Below are 15,201 nucleotides of genomic sequence, written 5' to 3'. Positions count from 1 at the left end.
ATTATTTATGCTTTTAATCAAGAAAATAATTAATAACGTAATGAGACGAATTTTTTTGGTTAAAAAATGTAATAAGAAAGCATAAATAGATGTATAATTTTGATATTAATTTTTTGACAATATTTGATTTGTAATAAATGAAAGTTTCATATAATTGGCTCAAAGATTACCTGGATTTTGAAGAGACACCACATGAATTGGGAGAGATATTGACAGAAATTGGATTGGAAGTAGAGGGATTGGAAAAAGTAGAGAGTATTCCGGGTGGATTGGCAGGTCTTGTGTCCGGAAAGGTGGTCGAATGCGAACCTCATCCCAATGCGGATCGCTTAAAAGTTACAAAAGTAGATATCGGAGAATCCGAATTATTACCAATCGTTTGTGGAGCCCCTAATGTTGATTCCGGACAGATTGTAATAGTAGCCACTGTAGGAGCCGTTTTGCACCCAATGGAGGGAGAATCTTTTACCATTAAAAAAAGTAAAATTCGGGGTGAAGTTTCCGAAGGAATGATATGTGCAGAAGACGAAATAGGTCTGGGTGGTTCTCATGAAGGAATTCTTGTTTTGGATAAAAACGTAAAAGTGGGAAAGCCTGCCTCATCAATATTTGAGATTAATACGGATTTTGTTTATGAAATCGGGTTGACCCCTAATCGTTCGGATGCTACGAGCCACCTGGGGGTAGCGAGAGATTTGGCAGCCGCTCTCTCTGTTATTCACAAAAAGAATTATACTGTAAAAATTCCGGAAGTCGTATTATTTAAACACGATGAGATAAAGCATGATATAAAGGTTTCTGTTGAGGACCCTGAATTATGTCCCCGGTATTCAAGTGTGACAATTAGTGACTTACAGACTGGGCCTTCTCCAAAGTGGATGGCAGAACGATTAAAGGCCATTGGTGTAAGGCCCAAGAACAATATTGTAGATATAACAAATTTTATCCTTCATGAACTGGGACAACCGTTACATGCTTTTGAATTAAGGGAGTTAAAGGGAAGTAAGGTTTATGTAAAGACATTGCCGGAAAAGACCCCATTTGTTACTCTCGATAGTGAAAAAATTGAACTTAAGTCGGAAGATTTAATGATATGTAATTCGGAGGAGGAGCCTATGTGTTTGGCAGGAGTCTATGGTGGAAAGGAATCTGGTGTCAAAGATAATACCAGGGATATTTTCCTTGAATCGGCACACTTTTCTGCGGAATCTGTCCGAAAATCAAGTACTGTCCACAATCTGAGGACTGATGCTGCCAAGGTATTTGAAAAGGGGAGCGATCCCTCAATTACCGAATATGCACTTAAGCGGGCTTCAATATTATTAAAAAAATATGCAGGCGGAAAAATTAGTTCAAAAATATCAGACGTTTACCCAGAGCCTATTTATCCTACCGTAGTAAAGGTGAGGTTGGCACAGATTCGGAGAATTGCCGGGTTTGAAATTCCTGAAGAAGAAATTCTTCAGATTTTGGAAGCTATGGATATGGAAATCACCAAGAGGCATAAAGATTATTTGAATGTAGCAGTAACTACTGACAAAACCGATGTAACGCGTGAGGCGGATGTGATTGAAGAAATATTAAGGATTTATGGGTATAACCGTATACCCGTGGACGGTCGTTTGTCGATTGCCCTAAATAGCGGTAAAAAAGACCATTCTCTAATTATCAGGGATCGGGTCTCGGCCCTATTGACGGGAATGGGTTTGAATGAAGCAATGGCCTTGTCATTAGTCCCTACCGTTTATTTACCCGAAGACCAGGAAAATGAGAATGTAGTAATTAATAATACTTCCAACAGGGATCTAGAAATTATGCGACCGGATATGGCCTCGTCTTCGATTAATATAGTGGATTATAATGTAAAACATCAAATAAGAGATTTGAAGTTTTATGAATTTGGGTCAACTTATAAGTTTTCTGATGACAAATTTATTGAACAGAAACACCTTTCAATATCACTGGCAGGAGACTTTGTTTCGGGTAGTTGGGCAACCGATAGTATTAAAGGGGATTTTTATATGCTAAAGTCTGTAATCAATCGTGTTTTTGATGCATTGAATATAAGTGGATATCAGGTTTCTGAAACGGATCAGGACCGATTTAAGTATGGAATGAGGTATCACAGGGGCCCCAGGGTATTAGCTGAATTTGGGGAATTGGATTACAGTTATTTCCCAAATATAGACATTGATGTTTCTCACTTTTTTGGAGATATTCACTGGGATGAGGTCGTCCGTGCATCGAAACCGATGCAAGAGATTGAACCGGTAAGTCGATTTCCGGTGATGGATAGGGATTTGGCATTAATTACTCCTACAGGGGTGAGCTATGCTGATATTGAAAAAGTCGTAATAAAGCAAGGGAAGTCACTTATTAAAGAAGTGGGACTTTTTGATGTGTATGAGGATCCTGAACATCTGGGAGAAGGTAGGCGGTCATATGGAATAAAAATGGTGTTTTCAGATGTTAATAAGACTTTAAGTGATAAAGAAGTAGATGCTATAATTCAAAAAATTTTAAATAAATTACAGAAAAATTATGGTATCGAACTAAGATAAAATTGAGGAAAATGGAAACCATAAGGGATAGAATTGGTAAAATCGATCATAAGTTGCGTCAAGTCGGAGGGAAGATGAGTCTTCTGAAAAGGCAAAACATGCAACTCCTGGCTGAAAATGTTCGTTTAAAAAAGCAATTGGAAAAGAATAAAAATAATAACTTTGTAAATAATAAATTAGAGAACAGAGGAGAAAGAGAAGAAGAAATTAAAACAAATGCAGACGGTAACGGAGAAGAGGTAGAGAAGTTGAAAAGTGAATTAGATCACTATATAGAACAACTGGGCGAATGCATAGAAGATTTGGAGAAATTATAAATCTATTATGTCACACGACAACACCAAAAGTTTAAATGTAGTAATCGGAGGTATCAATATACCGGTTAAAGTGACTCCCAGTGAAGAGATGGAAGTCGAGGAAGTGGTAGAAAAGATCAATACAAAACTCAAGGAAATCCAAATGCGCTACCCGGGGAAAGATCTGGCAGAGGCATTGGCTATGACATTATTGGCAATTTCATTTGAACGGGAGACCGAAAGAAAGAATTATCCCGATCAGGAAGAGCTGAAAAATGATTTTGATCAGGTGGATGAACTTCTGGAGAAACTGTTAAAATAGATTTGATCTTTTACGTATAAAACCATGGTAAGTACTGTTTTGATTTTTTAATTCCTTTTGATCCTGTTGTATTTTTTAACTTTAAAATACAGTATATGGATATCATATTAAGTGTGGTCGGAGGCCTTTTGGTGGGAATTATAGCGGGTTACTTTATAATCCGGACTTTCTTGACAAAAAATCAAAAAAATAAGGTTGATGAAATGAACAAAAAGGCCGACCTCGTAATTCAGGAGGCGCGGTTATCAGCAAAAAGAATTATAGATGAAGCCGAAACAAAAGCTGATAAAATAAACTCTCAATCAGAAAGTAAGAATGAATCAATCAAACAAAAGAAAATTCAGGAAGCGAAAGAAAAATTTGCTAATCTGAAATCTAACTATGATGACTACAGGGCCAAGAAAAAGATTGAACTAAAAGAAAGAGAGGTAGAGGTAGTAAATAAAGAAAAAGATATTAGCCGTTCCAAAAAGGAATTAGAAGAGAGAACAGAAGGATTGGAAGCATTGGAACAGGAAGTACAGGTTATCAGAGAGAACCTGGACAAACAAATGAAAGTGATTGCCAAAAAGAGGGAAGAGCTCGACCAGTCCAACGAAGTGTTTATCAAAAAATTGGAGAGTATCGCCAAACTCTCTGAAAGTGAAGCAAAGGATCAGCTTCTGGAAGCTGTTAAAGCCAAGTCTGAGAATGAAGCTATGGCACTGGTAAAGAAAAGGCTCGAGGAAGCCAAATCAACCGCGAACAAAGAAGCAAAGAAATTGGTCATTCAATGTATTCAACGAATGGCCGCGGAATATACAATAGAAAATACAGTAACCGTATTTAATCTTGATTCCGATGATATCAAGGGACAGATAATTGGTAGGGAAGGCCGTAACATTAGGGCTTTAGAAGCAGCTACCGGAGCCGAAATTATAGTGGATGATACCCCTGAAGCTATTGTAATATCGAGTTTTGATCCTATTCGAAGGGAAATATGCCGATTATCATTAAAGAAACTGGTAGCTGATGGAAGAATTCACCCGGCACGCATTGAGGAGGTTGTAACTAAAACCAAACAACAGCTGGAGGAACAAATCAAAGAAATTGGGGAAAGAACGGTTATAGATCTGGATATTCACGGACTTGACCCGGCGATGGTGAGAATGGTTGGTAGAATGCGTTTCAGGTCATCTTACGGACAGAATTTATTAAAACACTCTATAGAAACAGCAAATTTGTGTGCCTTAATGGCTGCAGAAATTGGGTTGCCCAAGAAAATGGTAAAGCTTGCGAAAAGGGCAGGCTTACTCCACGATATAGGAAAAGTCGCGGAAGAGCAGACGGAACTATCCCACGCCTTGGTAGGTATGCAAATGTCAGAAAGATATAAAGAACATTCGTATGTTAATAATGCGATTGGTGCGCATCACGATGAGATTGAGATGAACAATATTCTTTCACCTATTGTACAGGCTTGTGATGCTATTTCTGGTGCGCGTCCCGGGGCTAGAAGGGAAATTCTTGAAAGTTACCTAAAAAGAATAAATGAGCTGGAAGATCTGGCGATGGCATATGACGGTGTGCAAAAGGCGTATGCCCTGCAGGCCGGAAGAGAGCTTAGAGTGATTGTGGAAAGTGAAAAGGTTACTGATGATTATGCCGATGATCTATCTTTTATGATATCGGAAAAAATTCAGGAAGAAATGCAATATCCGGGACAGATTAAAGTTACTGTAATTCGGGAAAAGAGGGCTGTGGCTGTAGCGAAATAATATTATCAAAGTAATTATCAAAGAATTTTGGCTCATAAAGATGTCCCCGTCAGAATACAATTTTTGGTTGTAATTTGTCGGGGATTTTTTGATTCATGACTGGGCAGATACTTGAAGATGTTATTTTCCCGTTAAATGCCTCTAATTATTGTACAAAACAGGATGTCATTTCGTCAAATGACTAAATTGAAAACATTATGACAGCGGTATTAGAATCCCTTATTATTTATCTGTGTTTGGTCAACTTTGCTGTAGCCCAAGACGATCCGGCTTTAAAGCATGAAATAGATCAATTAGTTGAAAAATATAATACTGCCCCACACTTACAGATGGAATTTGAGCTAAAAGTGGTGTATCCTGAACAGAAACCCACCTTGTATAATGGTTCTTATTACCAACAGGATAATACCTTTAGAGTCGTATTCGACGAGTATGAAATCTATTCTGACCATAAATCACAGTGGACAGTATTTAAAGAGAATCAGGAAGTACAGATTACTTCGGTAGAAGAAGAGGGAGCTGAACTTTCCACGCCATCTGGTGTGTTGAAATATTTAGATGAAAATGAATTTCGGTATTTCGATAAGTCTTCTCTTAATCCAGGTAGTTCCCGTCTTCGAATTATTGAATTAATTCCCGAAGATAAAAGCAGTGAATATTTTAAAATTAGGATTACAAAAGAAAAGGATTCAAATCTCCTTAAGTATATTGAAGTTTTTGCCAGGGATGGTAGTAGATTCCAGTTGACAGTGAAAAATTCCTCATTTTCTGCTAACTTGGTTGAAAATTCTGTGGAATGGAATGCTGAAAATTTTAAAGGTTTTTATATTGAGGATTTGAGAATTGACTAAAATTTGGAATTCTAGCTTTCCGATAGCATAAATATTAAATGGGGCATTGTTCCTTAGTTTTGACAAAATGTTAATACGAGTATGGGTTGGAAGTCGATTTTGCTTTGGCCGTTTGCAAATTACATATCGAAAGAAATAGATAAAATGGCTATAAATGCTATAGCCGATCAGCATAAAATAAGAGAAGAAATTGTCAAAAAAGCTTTAGCTACCAAATTTGGCAGGGAACACCATTTTTCGGGAATAAAAAATTATTCGGATTTTAAACAGTCTGTTCCAGTCCGAGATTATGAGATGCTTCGTCCTTATTTTGAATTGGTGAAAGAAGGGCAACCTAATATTTTATGGCCGAAAAAACCTGTATATCTAGCCAAGACTTCGGGTACTACTTCCGGAGCAAAATATATTCCTATAACAAAGGAGTCATTGCCCAATCACTTCAATACAGCGAGAAATGCTTTATTCCATTATTTGATTAAGACAAAGGAAAAGTCTTTTTTAGACGGTAACATGATTTTTTTATCAGGGTCACCGGAACTTGAAAAAGTCAATGGTATTTTAACTGGGAGACTTTCGGGAATCGTTAACCATGAAGTACCTAATTGGTTGAAAAAAAATCAGGTTCCTTCCTGGGAAACTAATTGTATTGAAGATTGGGAAGAAAAGGTAGATCAGATCGTTGAAGAGACCAAAGACATGGATCTTAGGTTGATTTCTGGAATTCCGCCCTGGGTACAGATGTATTATGAACGGCTATTGGAGAGAACTTGTAAAGATAATGTCCTTGAAGTATTTCCTAATTATTCCGTCTTTGTGTACGGCGGAGTGAATTTTGAGCCATACAGGCAAAAACTAGAATCCTTGGTGGGGAAGTCTATTCCAAGTGTCGAAACGTATCCCGCTTCTGAGGGTTTTATTGCCTTTCAGGATCAATTTCCTCATAGCGGAATGTTACTGAATACGAATTCAGGAATTTTCTTTGAATTTATTCCCGCAGATAAATTTTTTGATAAAGATCCACCTCGGCTGATGTTGGATGAAGTAGAACTTCATACCAATTATGTCCTTATATTGAATAGTAACGCCGGCTTATGGGGATATAACATAGGAGATACCATTTCTTTTGTATCCAAAAGTCCGTATAGAGTAGTCGTTACCGGAAGAATCAAACATTTTATTTCGGCATTTGGAGAACATGTAATCGGTAAGGAAGTGGAAGAAGCTCTTAATGCGACTTGTGAAAAAATTCCTGCAGAGATTGTTGAATTCACCGTATCTCCCCAGGTCAATCCCTCTGAAGGATTACCGTTTCATGAATGGTTGATAGAATTTGGTGCTGAACCCAAAAATCTGGAATCATTTAAATCCGAACTGAACCATCAGATGGTGAAACAAAATGTGTATTATCAAGATCTCATTGAAGGCAGAATTTTACAACCATTAAAAATTGTTAGAATGAAGCCTTCAGCATTCCGAAACTATATGAAAAGTCAAGGAAAACTAGGAGGACAAAATAAAGTTCCGAGACTATCTAACGATCGTGGAATTGCGGATGCATTATATGAATTCAGATCGTTATGACTACGTTAAATGAATATGAAATTAATGATTAACTCCTGAAGAAATCGTTGTATGTAGCGATGATAATTTATTGTCATACGATACGGAATTTGATTTACGAGGCACGACGTATAAAAACTACCAACTTTGAAAGAAATTTTCTTACCTTTGCGCACTATGATTTTTTTTCATTACAAATTGATCGTTAGAAGTTTAGCTATTATTGGTCTGATGGCTGCCTTAGTATCTTGTAAATCAGAATTTGAACAGGTACGTACGAGTGGTGATGCCGAAAAGATTTATGATAAATCCATGGAATATTATGAAATGGAAGATTATTCCAAAGCACAAACGCTGATGGAAATTATTCTGAGTTCTTACAGAGGGACGGAAAAAGGTGAGGATTTATATCTTAAATATGCATATTCTAATTATTATCAGGGATTGTATATTTCTTCTGCTAACTTGTTTGAAACCTTCAGCACCACATTTCCTTCTTCGGATTTTAGGGAGGAGGCTGATTTTATGGCTGCCTATTCTTATTACCTACTTTCACCGACTTATCGGCTTGACCAGGAATATACGGATAAGGCGATCGAGTCATTTCAGCTATTTGTCAATACATTTCCTACGAGCGACCGGGTAGAAGAAAGCAATAAGTTGATTGATGATCTTAGAAAAAAACTTGAGGAGAAGCGATTGGCACAGGCAGAATTGTATAGGGATTTGAGACAATATGAAGCAGCGATACAGGTTTTGGATAATCTGTTAAAAGATTTCCCTGAAACTAAAGACGCTCAGGAATTGCGTTTTATGATTGTGGAAAGTTCTTATTTGCTGGCTGTTAATAGTGTATATGAAAAGCAAAAAGAACGCTACACTAAAACTAATTCTTTCGCAGAAGCGTTTCTAAAGCGTTATCCGGAAAGTAAACATGAGAGTGAAGTCCAAAAGTATATGGAAGTTAGTACTAAAAAATTAAATGAATTGTAATTTATGAGTGATATCAGATCAAGGGTGCAGGGATTTGAACCTAGTGCACAACCACAAAATGTCAAGGAGTTAATAAAGGATACGGGGAATATTTATGAGTCGTTGGTGGTTATCTCTAAAAGAGCCAATCAATTGACAAAGAGTATCAAACACGAATTACGTGAAAAATTGGAAGAATTTGCTACTACTTCTGATACGATAGAAGAAGTACAGGAGAATAAAGAGCAAATTGAAATTTCTAAGTATTATGAAAAGCTTCCAAACCCAGCAATTATAGCTACACAGGAATTTGTTTCCGGTGAAATTCAGGTAAAGGACCTCTCAGAAAATCAAGAAGAAGACTAATACGTATTACTGCGGTACTCGAATTTTTAAATGTGTTCATTTATGAAAGGTGAAATACTCAAGGATAAAAGGATTTTATTGGGTATAACCGGTAGTATTGCAGCTTATAAAATATTGTTATTAATTCGTGATCTCCGGAAAGCAGGAGCGGAAGTAAAAGTGGTTATGACTCCTTCTGCAGTTGAATTCATTACGCCGCTTTCGGTTTCTACGCTGAGTAATAATGAAGTTTTCCATAGAATTTCAGACGGAGAAAGCTGGAGTAACCACGTAGAGTTGGGACTTTGGGCTGATATTTTTGTTATCGCGCCCTGTACAGCCAATACTTTGGCTTCAATGTGTACAGGAAGGTGTGATAATATGTTATTAGCTTGTTATTTATCTGCGCGGTGTCCGGTGATGGCTGCACCCGCCATGGATTTGGATATGTGGGCACACCCTACTACTAAAAGGAATATTTTTCAGTTGGAAAAGGATGGGGTAGAAATTATTAATGTAGGTTATGGTGAATTGGCAAGTGGATTAACGGGTAATGGTAGGATGGCGGAGCCTGAAAAAATACTCAGAAATATTGTTGTAAGCTTAGCTCATAAACAAGCTACTTTTTCAGGAAAAAAGGTTTTGGTAACTGCGGGACCTACTTATGAATCCATTGACCCTGTTCGATTTATTGGGAACTGGAGTTCCGGAAGAATGGGGGTTTCCATTGCAGAAGCTTTTTTCCTCCATGGGGCGGAAGTTCATTTGATCGCAGGTCCCGTACAACATTTTCCTGAATATGAAGATATTAAGGTGCATTCTGTTGTTTCTGCAAAAGAAATGTATGATAAAGCTGTAGAGCTCTGGCCGGAGATGGATGTAGGGATATTGGCTGCAGCTGTCGCTGATTATACCCCTGGCCAGTATTTTGAGGAAAAGGTAAAAAAGAAAGGAGGTGAATGGTCCATCCAATTAGACAGGACGAAAGATATTGCCCATCAATTAGGCAAGGCCAAAATCAATAATCAAATACTGGTCGGGTTTGCTTTGGAGACCAGTGATGAAATAAAAAATGCGAAATCCAAGTTAAAAAAGAAGAACTTTGATTGGATTGTACTTAATTCATTGAATGATCAGGGTGCTGGGTTTGGTCACCTGACAAATAAAGTGACCTTTTTGCATGCGAATGGGAAAAAGGAATTATTCGACCTTAAATCAAAAAATGAAGTGGCATTGGATATAGTCATGGAAACCGAAAAAAGATTACAGTAATATGAATATAAGTAAGGTTTTATTGTGCTTATCACTCCTGATTTCACTGAATGTAGGTGCACAGGAATTTCAGATGACTGTTACAGTCAATACACCAAATTTACTAAACGTTGAAAAATCTGTATTTGATGGGTTGGAGACCAAGCTAAACAATTTTATTAATAATACAGCCTGGACGGGGAGTGAATATGAAGATTTTGAAAAGATCAAAGGGAGCATAAATCTTACTATAACCAAGGAGGAATCTGCAACATCATTTTCTGCTCAAATGGATATCCTGGCCCGGAGACCAGTTTATGGAAGTGATTATGAAACAACTTTAATTAATTTCAGGGACCCGAACGTTGCTTTTTCTTATGATCAATCCAGCCCAATAAATTATAACGAGAATTCTTTTAATGACAACCTATCAGCGATTTTCGCGTATTACGCTTTCATTATTTTAGGTTTGGATGGAGACTCCTTTTCTTTGTATGGAGGAGATGAAAATTTTGATAAGGCCAGGACCATAGTACAGCGCATTCCAAATTCTTTGAAGAGTGGGGATCAGTCAGGGTGGTCCCAAACCGGTAGTTCGAGAAATAGAGCCAGGTTAATTCAGGAAATTCTGGATCCGGGATTGCGACCAGTCCGAAAAGCTATGTATGATTACCACCGCCTCGGTTTGGATATGATGCAAGGTGATATGACTTCAGGAAGAACCCAAATAAAAGCCGCTTTGCACAGTATGCAGGAAGCGAATAGTGCAGAGCCAAATTCTATGTTTATTAACATTTTTTTCCTTTCAAAAGCCCTTGAGCTGAATGAAATTTTTGCTGTTAGTCAGCGTGCCGAAAAGATAGAAGTATTTAATATGATTCGGGATATGGATGCGGGCAATACTCAAAAATACGATAAGCTCATTAGATAAATGCAAAATATAGCAATACTAGCTTCAGGCTCCGGAAGTAATGCTGAAAAGATTATGGAATATTTCAGTAAGAATTCCCAACATGGTAGGATAGCTGCTGTCCTAACTAATAATTCTACAGCAGGGGTGCAGATCAGGGCTAGAAAATATGGAGTTCCCTTTGTGCACATATCCAGGAAGGATTGGAAAAAGAAAAATATTGTGTTGCCAGTCTTTGATGATTATAAAATTGATTTTATTGTATTAGCCGGCTTCCTGCAAATGATACCTGCGTATTTAATTAAGCATTTTGGGGATAATATAGTAAATATTCACCCTGCATTGTTACCGTTGTATGGAGGCAAGGGGATGTATGGAATGAATGTTCACAGGGCCGTTTATAGTAATAATGAGCCGGATTCGGGGATAACCATCCACAGGGTAAATGAAATATATGATGATGGAGAAATTATTTTTCAGGCCCGGTGTACAATAGATGAGGATGATTCCCCTGAAGAAATTCAAAGAAAAGTTCAGGTATTAGAGCACAAATATTTTCCGATGGTGATCAATTACCTTGTTGCCAACAAAGGAGCCTAGTATGCACTTTTTCCTTTCAAAATGTACTACATTATCACAAAGTATTTGGTTTTCAAAGTATAATCTCTCTATCTCAAGCGGTCAGAATCCTGAATAATTATCCAAGTCTGGTAGTTACTATAAATCGTCTGATAGAATTAATTCAAGTGCTGTATATTTTAGGCCAAACTTGGAGCTTATGTATTCATTGGTCAGGCTTCCTTTGTACATGTAAACACCATGGGCCAGCCCTTTGGATTTGAGGATGAATTGTTCAAGGTTGTGCGAATTACCACCCTCTGTGAATACACTACTGAAAATATTACTAATTGCTTTTGAAGCTGATTTCGGATATTGAGCTGAAATATTTGGAACACAATAGTGAATTACACCGTGTTTTACGAAAAAAGGGTCCTCGTGATTCCTTGTTTCGGAAGTTTCGAAACAACCACCCTGGTCAATACTTACGTCCACAATTACAGCTCCTTTTTTCATTTTCATTACCACATCCTCTGAAACAACCATTGGAGTCCTTCCATTATCTGAGTGAATGGCTCCTATAACTACATCGGCTTTAACCAATTCTTCTTCCAGGATTTCTGGGTCTAAGGTAGAGGTATACAATCGCTGACCTAAAATATTTTGTAGCCTCATTAATTTAGAAATATTATTGTCGAAAACTTGAATGGAGACGCCTAGCCCTAATGCCGATCGAATAGCATATTCTGCAACGACTCCTGCCCCGAGAATAACAATTTTTGCCGGTGACACCCCTGATATTCCGCCGAGTAATATACCTGCTCCATATCTCTCATTGGAGAGAAGTTGTCCGGCTTTTAATATAGCGCTTGTTCCTGCAAGTTCACTTAGTATCCGGACAATTGGAAATGTACCACTGGGATCCTTCATATACTCCATGGCCAGACTAACAATCCGTTTTTTCTTCATCGCATCTATTAAATCAAATTGCACAGATCCGATGTGGAGGGGTGAAATTAACATTTGGCCCGGTCTCATCTTATTGATTTCATTCAAGGTCGGGGGGGAGCATTGCAGGATAATATCCGCTTTGTAAACTTCATCTTTGGAATAAGCAATGTCTGATCCTGATTCAGCAAAATCGCGATCGGAATAACCTGCTTTTTCACCCGCTCCACTTTCCAGGATAATTCGAAACCCCCTTGAGGTAAGGATACTGACGGCAGATGGAATAAGGCCTACCCTGTTTTCTCCGTTTTCAGATAAGGGGAGTCCGATATACCATCTTTTGCGCTTGGTAGGAATATCGAGCTTTTCTTCCTGGGTTTTCCATTTGGATTCAACTGCAAAACTCATTTGAATATATTTGAGTTAAGAACTAATTTACGAGTAGATTTATCAATGATTGAAAACTCAATAATAATTGTATTTTCAGGATAATAGTTTTTTCCTAAAGCAGGCCATTCTATTAGGCATAGATTGCCAGATTCAAGGTATTCTTCAAATCCAATTTCGGATAATTCATCCGCTCGTTCTAATCGATACAAATCAAAGTGGTTTATAATACCGTTGTCGTATTGGTATTGATTGACAATACTAAAGGTTGGACTAGAAGCCTGGTCTGCTCCCAGAAATTGATTTAAGTGCCTGACGAAAGTAGTTTTGCCACTACCCATTTCCCCGTTCAGTAATACTATTTTAGAGGATACAATAAATTCAGCTACTTCCGGCATTATATCTTTGTAATCCTCCTCTTTATTTACTACCCATTGCTCCACCGCTAAATGTATTTTAAATTTCTAACGCAAAATAAAAAATAATAGTTGTATTTATTGAGAGGTACAAATTATAATTATTAATTATTAGAGATTTGAGGGATCATTTTTGAGAATTCCAACTGTCGGGTAAAACCTTTTGGGGAATATATTATTGATAAGAATAACACCCGGTATGTAGTAAATACAACTTTAAAATATACCTATAAAATTTAAGAAAAAGTTTTGAATTAGGATTGAAACAATAGCCCGAATTCACCGTTTTATAATTGTATTTTTTGAAAATAATTAGTTATATTACCCAATAATTCAGTGAGTAACATATTGTTGTTTGCTATATAAATTTTTTTTCACATGGAAAAATTAATTGGTAAATGGGAAATGATGCCTGAGAAAACTGAGGCACCTATCAAAGCAATCCGAAGAAATAATACCTATACAATAAAAAAAGTAGAAAAGAACAAAATGATGATCCAGTCAGAATGGGTCACCACAGACAATAAAAGCGGTTTTATCGGCTATACAGTCCAGGCTGATGGGATACCGCGAAGGGAATTTAGCTCAGATACAAAATTGGTAGCGAAGTTCCGGGGGAAGAATGTTCTTACTACTTCTAAATTCAAGGATGATCAGGTCGAATCTATGGTGATCCGCGAAGTTCTTGATTCAGGAGAAATGAAATTGACAAAAATTGATGTTTCGCCCAAGGGTGAACAAGTTAAATACATTCAATATTACAAAAAAGTAGATTGAGGCTATTTTATGCTATTACATTTATATTTTCAGCAACAAGATAGATCGTGAGATCTGATTAGCATTGAGCTCGCGGAAACAGTTGAATGGGAAGTTGTATGAAATAATTTTGAATTCCAATATTGTGTGCTTGGGGTTTTTACAAAATGTAGGGTCTAGATATATCTGTCTATGCTACAATGTGATCTCTTGGGAATAATAGTAATGCAGAAAATATTGCTGTTACTAGGTTGACCCTGATATGGTGGACTTGATTGTTTTAGGGTGCTACCTGTACATCGTTTTTATTACGTAAGTTGCTTTTTTTGAAAATATGATTTATTCCGGATGGTACCAAAGGAGAATGTAATTCTCATTTTGTCTACAAGGATTTTATTTGTAATCATCCGGATATTATGATTGCCACAGTATAATATGGTTGTCAAACTCATAAGGGAAAAAGGAAAAAGCCAACCCCACCATTAGTTGGGTGAGATTGGCCAATCTAATAGAGAAAATTCCGAATTTGTGAAAAAACAATCGTTGATTTATTGTATGGGGATTTGAATCGTGGTGCACCTCCATACCGATGAATATTCCTTATCGTGGTGGGTCCCGCTTTCAGATCCGTTGTAGTGAGTAGCTTCAATAATATAGTTACCTTTCCAAAGTGGTTTGAAATGTATGTTACCATTGCTATCTGGAGTAAATACCTTATTCCAACCAGATGGGGAGAACACAGTTACTTGTACATCGGAGTTTGGTGTGCCCTGAAAAAGTGATCGGATGTTGATATCTTTTTTTGCTTTATTTTTGAGTGATTGTACTTCAATACTTAACTCGGTATCAAAGTTGGCGTCAATATTTTTGTGACTTACCAAGACAATTGCCTGGGCGTTGAATTGATATTTGGTTGTTCCTCCCAGGTCTTTTGCCTCGTGGCTTACCATCAATTTATACGTTCCTTCTATGGTAGGAACAAAAGAGGTTGTATAACGGTCTATAGACTCTTTACAATCCAATTGAGTTTTTTCACCTTTTGGATTTATTAGCCAAAGGGTAAAATCACCTACATCGGAATACCAGTCTTCAACTTCTTCTACTGATCCATCCGCAAATTCTTCGTATAGGACTTCTACGGAATGCTCCCGACCAATTTCCCCTTCAGGGGCGGTTTTAATTAAAAGCGCATGGGCATTAATATGAAGGGCAAAACCGAATGCCAAAAGTGTTGTAATTAAATATTTCATGGAAAAACTAGTGTTTTAGATTAGATAAAAATGCAGCCGGAAGTAATATTCCTCCCGGCTA

Annotated in this window: 15 protein-coding genes; 12 read left to right on the top strand and 3 right to left on the bottom strand. The window is 37.3% G+C overall.

What is annotated here, in order from left to right:
* Nucleotides 1–137 precede the first annotated feature (137 nt).
* From pheT to purN, 11 genes are all read left to right on the top strand, one after another.
* Nucleotides 138–2,561, top strand: coding sequence for a phenylalanine--tRNA ligase subunit beta (gene pheT, locus LVD47_RS08790; protein WP_236975340.1), 2,424 nt, complete (start codon nt 138–140; stop codon nt 2,559–2,561).
* 11 nt (nt 2,562–2,572) lie between these two features.
* The gene (locus LVD47_RS08785) at nt 2,573–2,878 is read left to right on the top strand and encodes a hypothetical protein (protein WP_236975339.1); all 306 of its coding nucleotides are present in this window, start codon (nt 2,573–2,575) and stop codon (nt 2,876–2,878) included.
* 7 nt (nt 2,879–2,885) lie between these two features.
* Nucleotides 2,886–3,179, top strand: a complete 294-nt coding sequence (locus LVD47_RS08780; RefSeq protein WP_236975338.1) for a cell division protein ZapA — start codon at nt 2,886–2,888, stop codon at nt 3,177–3,179.
* A 95-nt stretch (nt 3,180–3,274) separates the two neighbouring features.
* Nucleotides 3,275–4,936 (top strand): ribonuclease Y, encoded by a 1,662-nt coding sequence (gene rny, locus LVD47_RS08775; protein ID WP_236975337.1) that lies wholly within the window; start codon nt 3,275–3,277, stop codon nt 4,934–4,936.
* A 197-nt stretch (nt 4,937–5,133) separates the two neighbouring features.
* Nucleotides 5,134–5,787, top strand: a complete 654-nt coding sequence (locus LVD47_RS08770) for an outer membrane lipoprotein carrier protein LolA (protein ID WP_236975336.1) — start codon at nt 5,134–5,136, stop codon at nt 5,785–5,787.
* Nucleotides 5,788–5,868: 81 nt separating this feature from the next.
* Nucleotides 5,869–7,368 carry a GH3 auxin-responsive promoter family protein gene (locus LVD47_RS08765; protein ID WP_236975335.1) on the top strand — a complete coding sequence of 500 codons (1,500 nt, stop codon included), beginning with the start codon at nt 5,869–5,871 and terminating at the stop codon, nt 7,366–7,368.
* Nucleotides 7,369–7,494: 126 nt separating this feature from the next.
* Nucleotides 7,495–8,340, top strand: a complete 846-nt coding sequence (locus LVD47_RS08760) for an outer membrane protein assembly factor BamD (RefSeq protein WP_236975334.1) — start codon at nt 7,495–7,497, stop codon at nt 8,338–8,340.
* A gap of 3 nt (nt 8,341–8,343) precedes the next feature.
* Nucleotides 8,344–8,685: a DNA-directed RNA polymerase subunit omega gene (locus tag LVD47_RS08755; protein ID WP_236975333.1), complete on the top strand. Its 342-nt coding sequence runs from the start codon at nt 8,344–8,346 to the stop codon at nt 8,683–8,685.
* A 42-nt stretch (nt 8,686–8,727) separates the two neighbouring features.
* Nucleotides 8,728–9,936: a bifunctional phosphopantothenoylcysteine decarboxylase/phosphopantothenate--cysteine ligase CoaBC gene (coaBC, locus tag LVD47_RS08750; RefSeq protein ID WP_236975331.1), complete on the top strand. Its 1,209-nt coding sequence runs from the start codon at nt 8,728–8,730 to the stop codon at nt 9,934–9,936.
* 1 nt (nt 9,937) lies between these two features.
* Nucleotides 9,938–10,846 (top strand): type IX secretion system protein PorD, encoded by a 909-nt coding sequence (porD, locus tag LVD47_RS08745; protein WP_236975329.1) that lies wholly within the window; start codon nt 9,938–9,940, stop codon nt 10,844–10,846.
* Nucleotides 10,847–11,425 (top strand): phosphoribosylglycinamide formyltransferase, encoded by a 579-nt coding sequence (purN, locus tag LVD47_RS08740; RefSeq protein ID WP_236975327.1) that lies wholly within the window; start codon nt 10,847–10,849, stop codon nt 11,423–11,425.
* A gap of 117 nt (nt 11,426–11,542) precedes the next feature.
* Here purN and LVD47_RS08735 read toward each other — a convergent pair whose 3' ends face one another.
* Nucleotides 11,543–12,739, bottom strand: coding sequence for an alanine dehydrogenase (locus LVD47_RS08735; RefSeq protein ID WP_236975325.1), 1,197 nt, complete (start codon nt 12,737–12,739; stop codon nt 11,543–11,545).
* Nucleotides 12,736–13,161 (bottom strand): tRNA (adenosine(37)-N6)-threonylcarbamoyltransferase complex ATPase subunit type 1 TsaE, encoded by a 426-nt coding sequence (gene tsaE, locus LVD47_RS08730; RefSeq protein WP_236975324.1) that lies wholly within the window; start codon nt 13,159–13,161, stop codon nt 12,736–12,738. Before tsaE ends, LVD47_RS08735 begins: the two co-directional genes overlap by 4 nt.
* A gap of 351 nt (nt 13,162–13,512) precedes the next feature.
* Between tsaE and LVD47_RS08725 the strand changes: the two genes are divergently transcribed.
* Nucleotides 13,513–13,911 carry a hypothetical protein gene (locus LVD47_RS08725; RefSeq protein WP_236975323.1) on the top strand — a complete coding sequence of 133 codons (399 nt, stop codon included), beginning with the start codon at nt 13,513–13,515 and terminating at the stop codon, nt 13,909–13,911.
* A gap of 527 nt (nt 13,912–14,438) precedes the next feature.
* Here the strand turns inward: LVD47_RS08725 and LVD47_RS08720 are convergent.
* Nucleotides 14,439–15,140, bottom strand: coding sequence for a hypothetical protein (locus LVD47_RS08720; RefSeq protein WP_236975322.1), 702 nt, complete (start codon nt 15,138–15,140; stop codon nt 14,439–14,441).
* Between the last annotated feature and the right edge of the window lie 61 nt (nt 15,141–15,201).

It is taken from the genome of Membranihabitans maritimus (assembly GCF_021729145.1).
Classification (GTDB): Bacteria; Bacteroidota; Bacteroidia; order Chitinophagales; family Saprospiraceae; genus Membranihabitans; species Membranihabitans maritimus.
This window is presented reverse-complemented; position numbering and strand designations above follow the sequence as displayed.

Excerpts from the sequence above, each read along its gene's own strand:
- LVD47_RS08765 (WP_236975335.1), top strand. The coding sequence starts at position 5,869 with ATGGGTTGGAAGTCGATTTTGCTTTGGCCGTTTGCAAATTACATATCG.
- LVD47_RS08735 (WP_236975325.1), bottom strand. The coding sequence starts at position 12,739 with ATGAGTTTTGCAGTTGAATCCAAATGGAAAACCCAGGAAGAAAAGCTC.
- LVD47_RS08780 (WP_236975338.1), top strand. The coding sequence starts at position 2,886 with ATGTCACACGACAACACCAAAAGTTTAAATGTAGTAATCGGAGGTATC.
- LVD47_RS08755 (WP_236975333.1), top strand. The coding sequence starts at position 8,344 with ATGAGTGATATCAGATCAAGGGTGCAGGGATTTGAACCTAGTGCACAA.
- LVD47_RS08725 (WP_236975323.1), top strand. The coding sequence starts at position 13,513 with ATGGAAAAATTAATTGGTAAATGGGAAATGATGCCTGAGAAAACTGAG.
- porD (WP_236975329.1), top strand. The coding sequence starts at position 9,938 with ATGAATATAAGTAAGGTTTTATTGTGCTTATCACTCCTGATTTCACTG.
- purN (WP_236975327.1), top strand. The coding sequence starts at position 10,847 with ATGCAAAATATAGCAATACTAGCTTCAGGCTCCGGAAGTAATGCTGAA.
- rny (WP_236975337.1), top strand. The coding sequence starts at position 3,275 with ATGGATATCATATTAAGTGTGGTCGGAGGCCTTTTGGTGGGAATTATA.
- LVD47_RS08785 (WP_236975339.1), top strand. The coding sequence starts at position 2,573 with ATGGAAACCATAAGGGATAGAATTGGTAAAATCGATCATAAGTTGCGT.
- LVD47_RS08770 (WP_236975336.1), top strand. The coding sequence starts at position 5,134 with ATGACAGCGGTATTAGAATCCCTTATTATTTATCTGTGTTTGGTCAAC.
- LVD47_RS08720 (WP_236975322.1), bottom strand. The coding sequence starts at position 15,140 with ATGAAATATTTAATTACAACACTTTTGGCATTCGGTTTTGCCCTTCAT.
- pheT (WP_236975340.1), top strand. The coding sequence starts at position 138 with ATGAAAGTTTCATATAATTGGCTCAAAGATTACCTGGATTTTGAAGAG.
- coaBC (WP_236975331.1), top strand. The coding sequence starts at position 8,728 with ATGAAAGGTGAAATACTCAAGGATAAAAGGATTTTATTGGGTATAACC.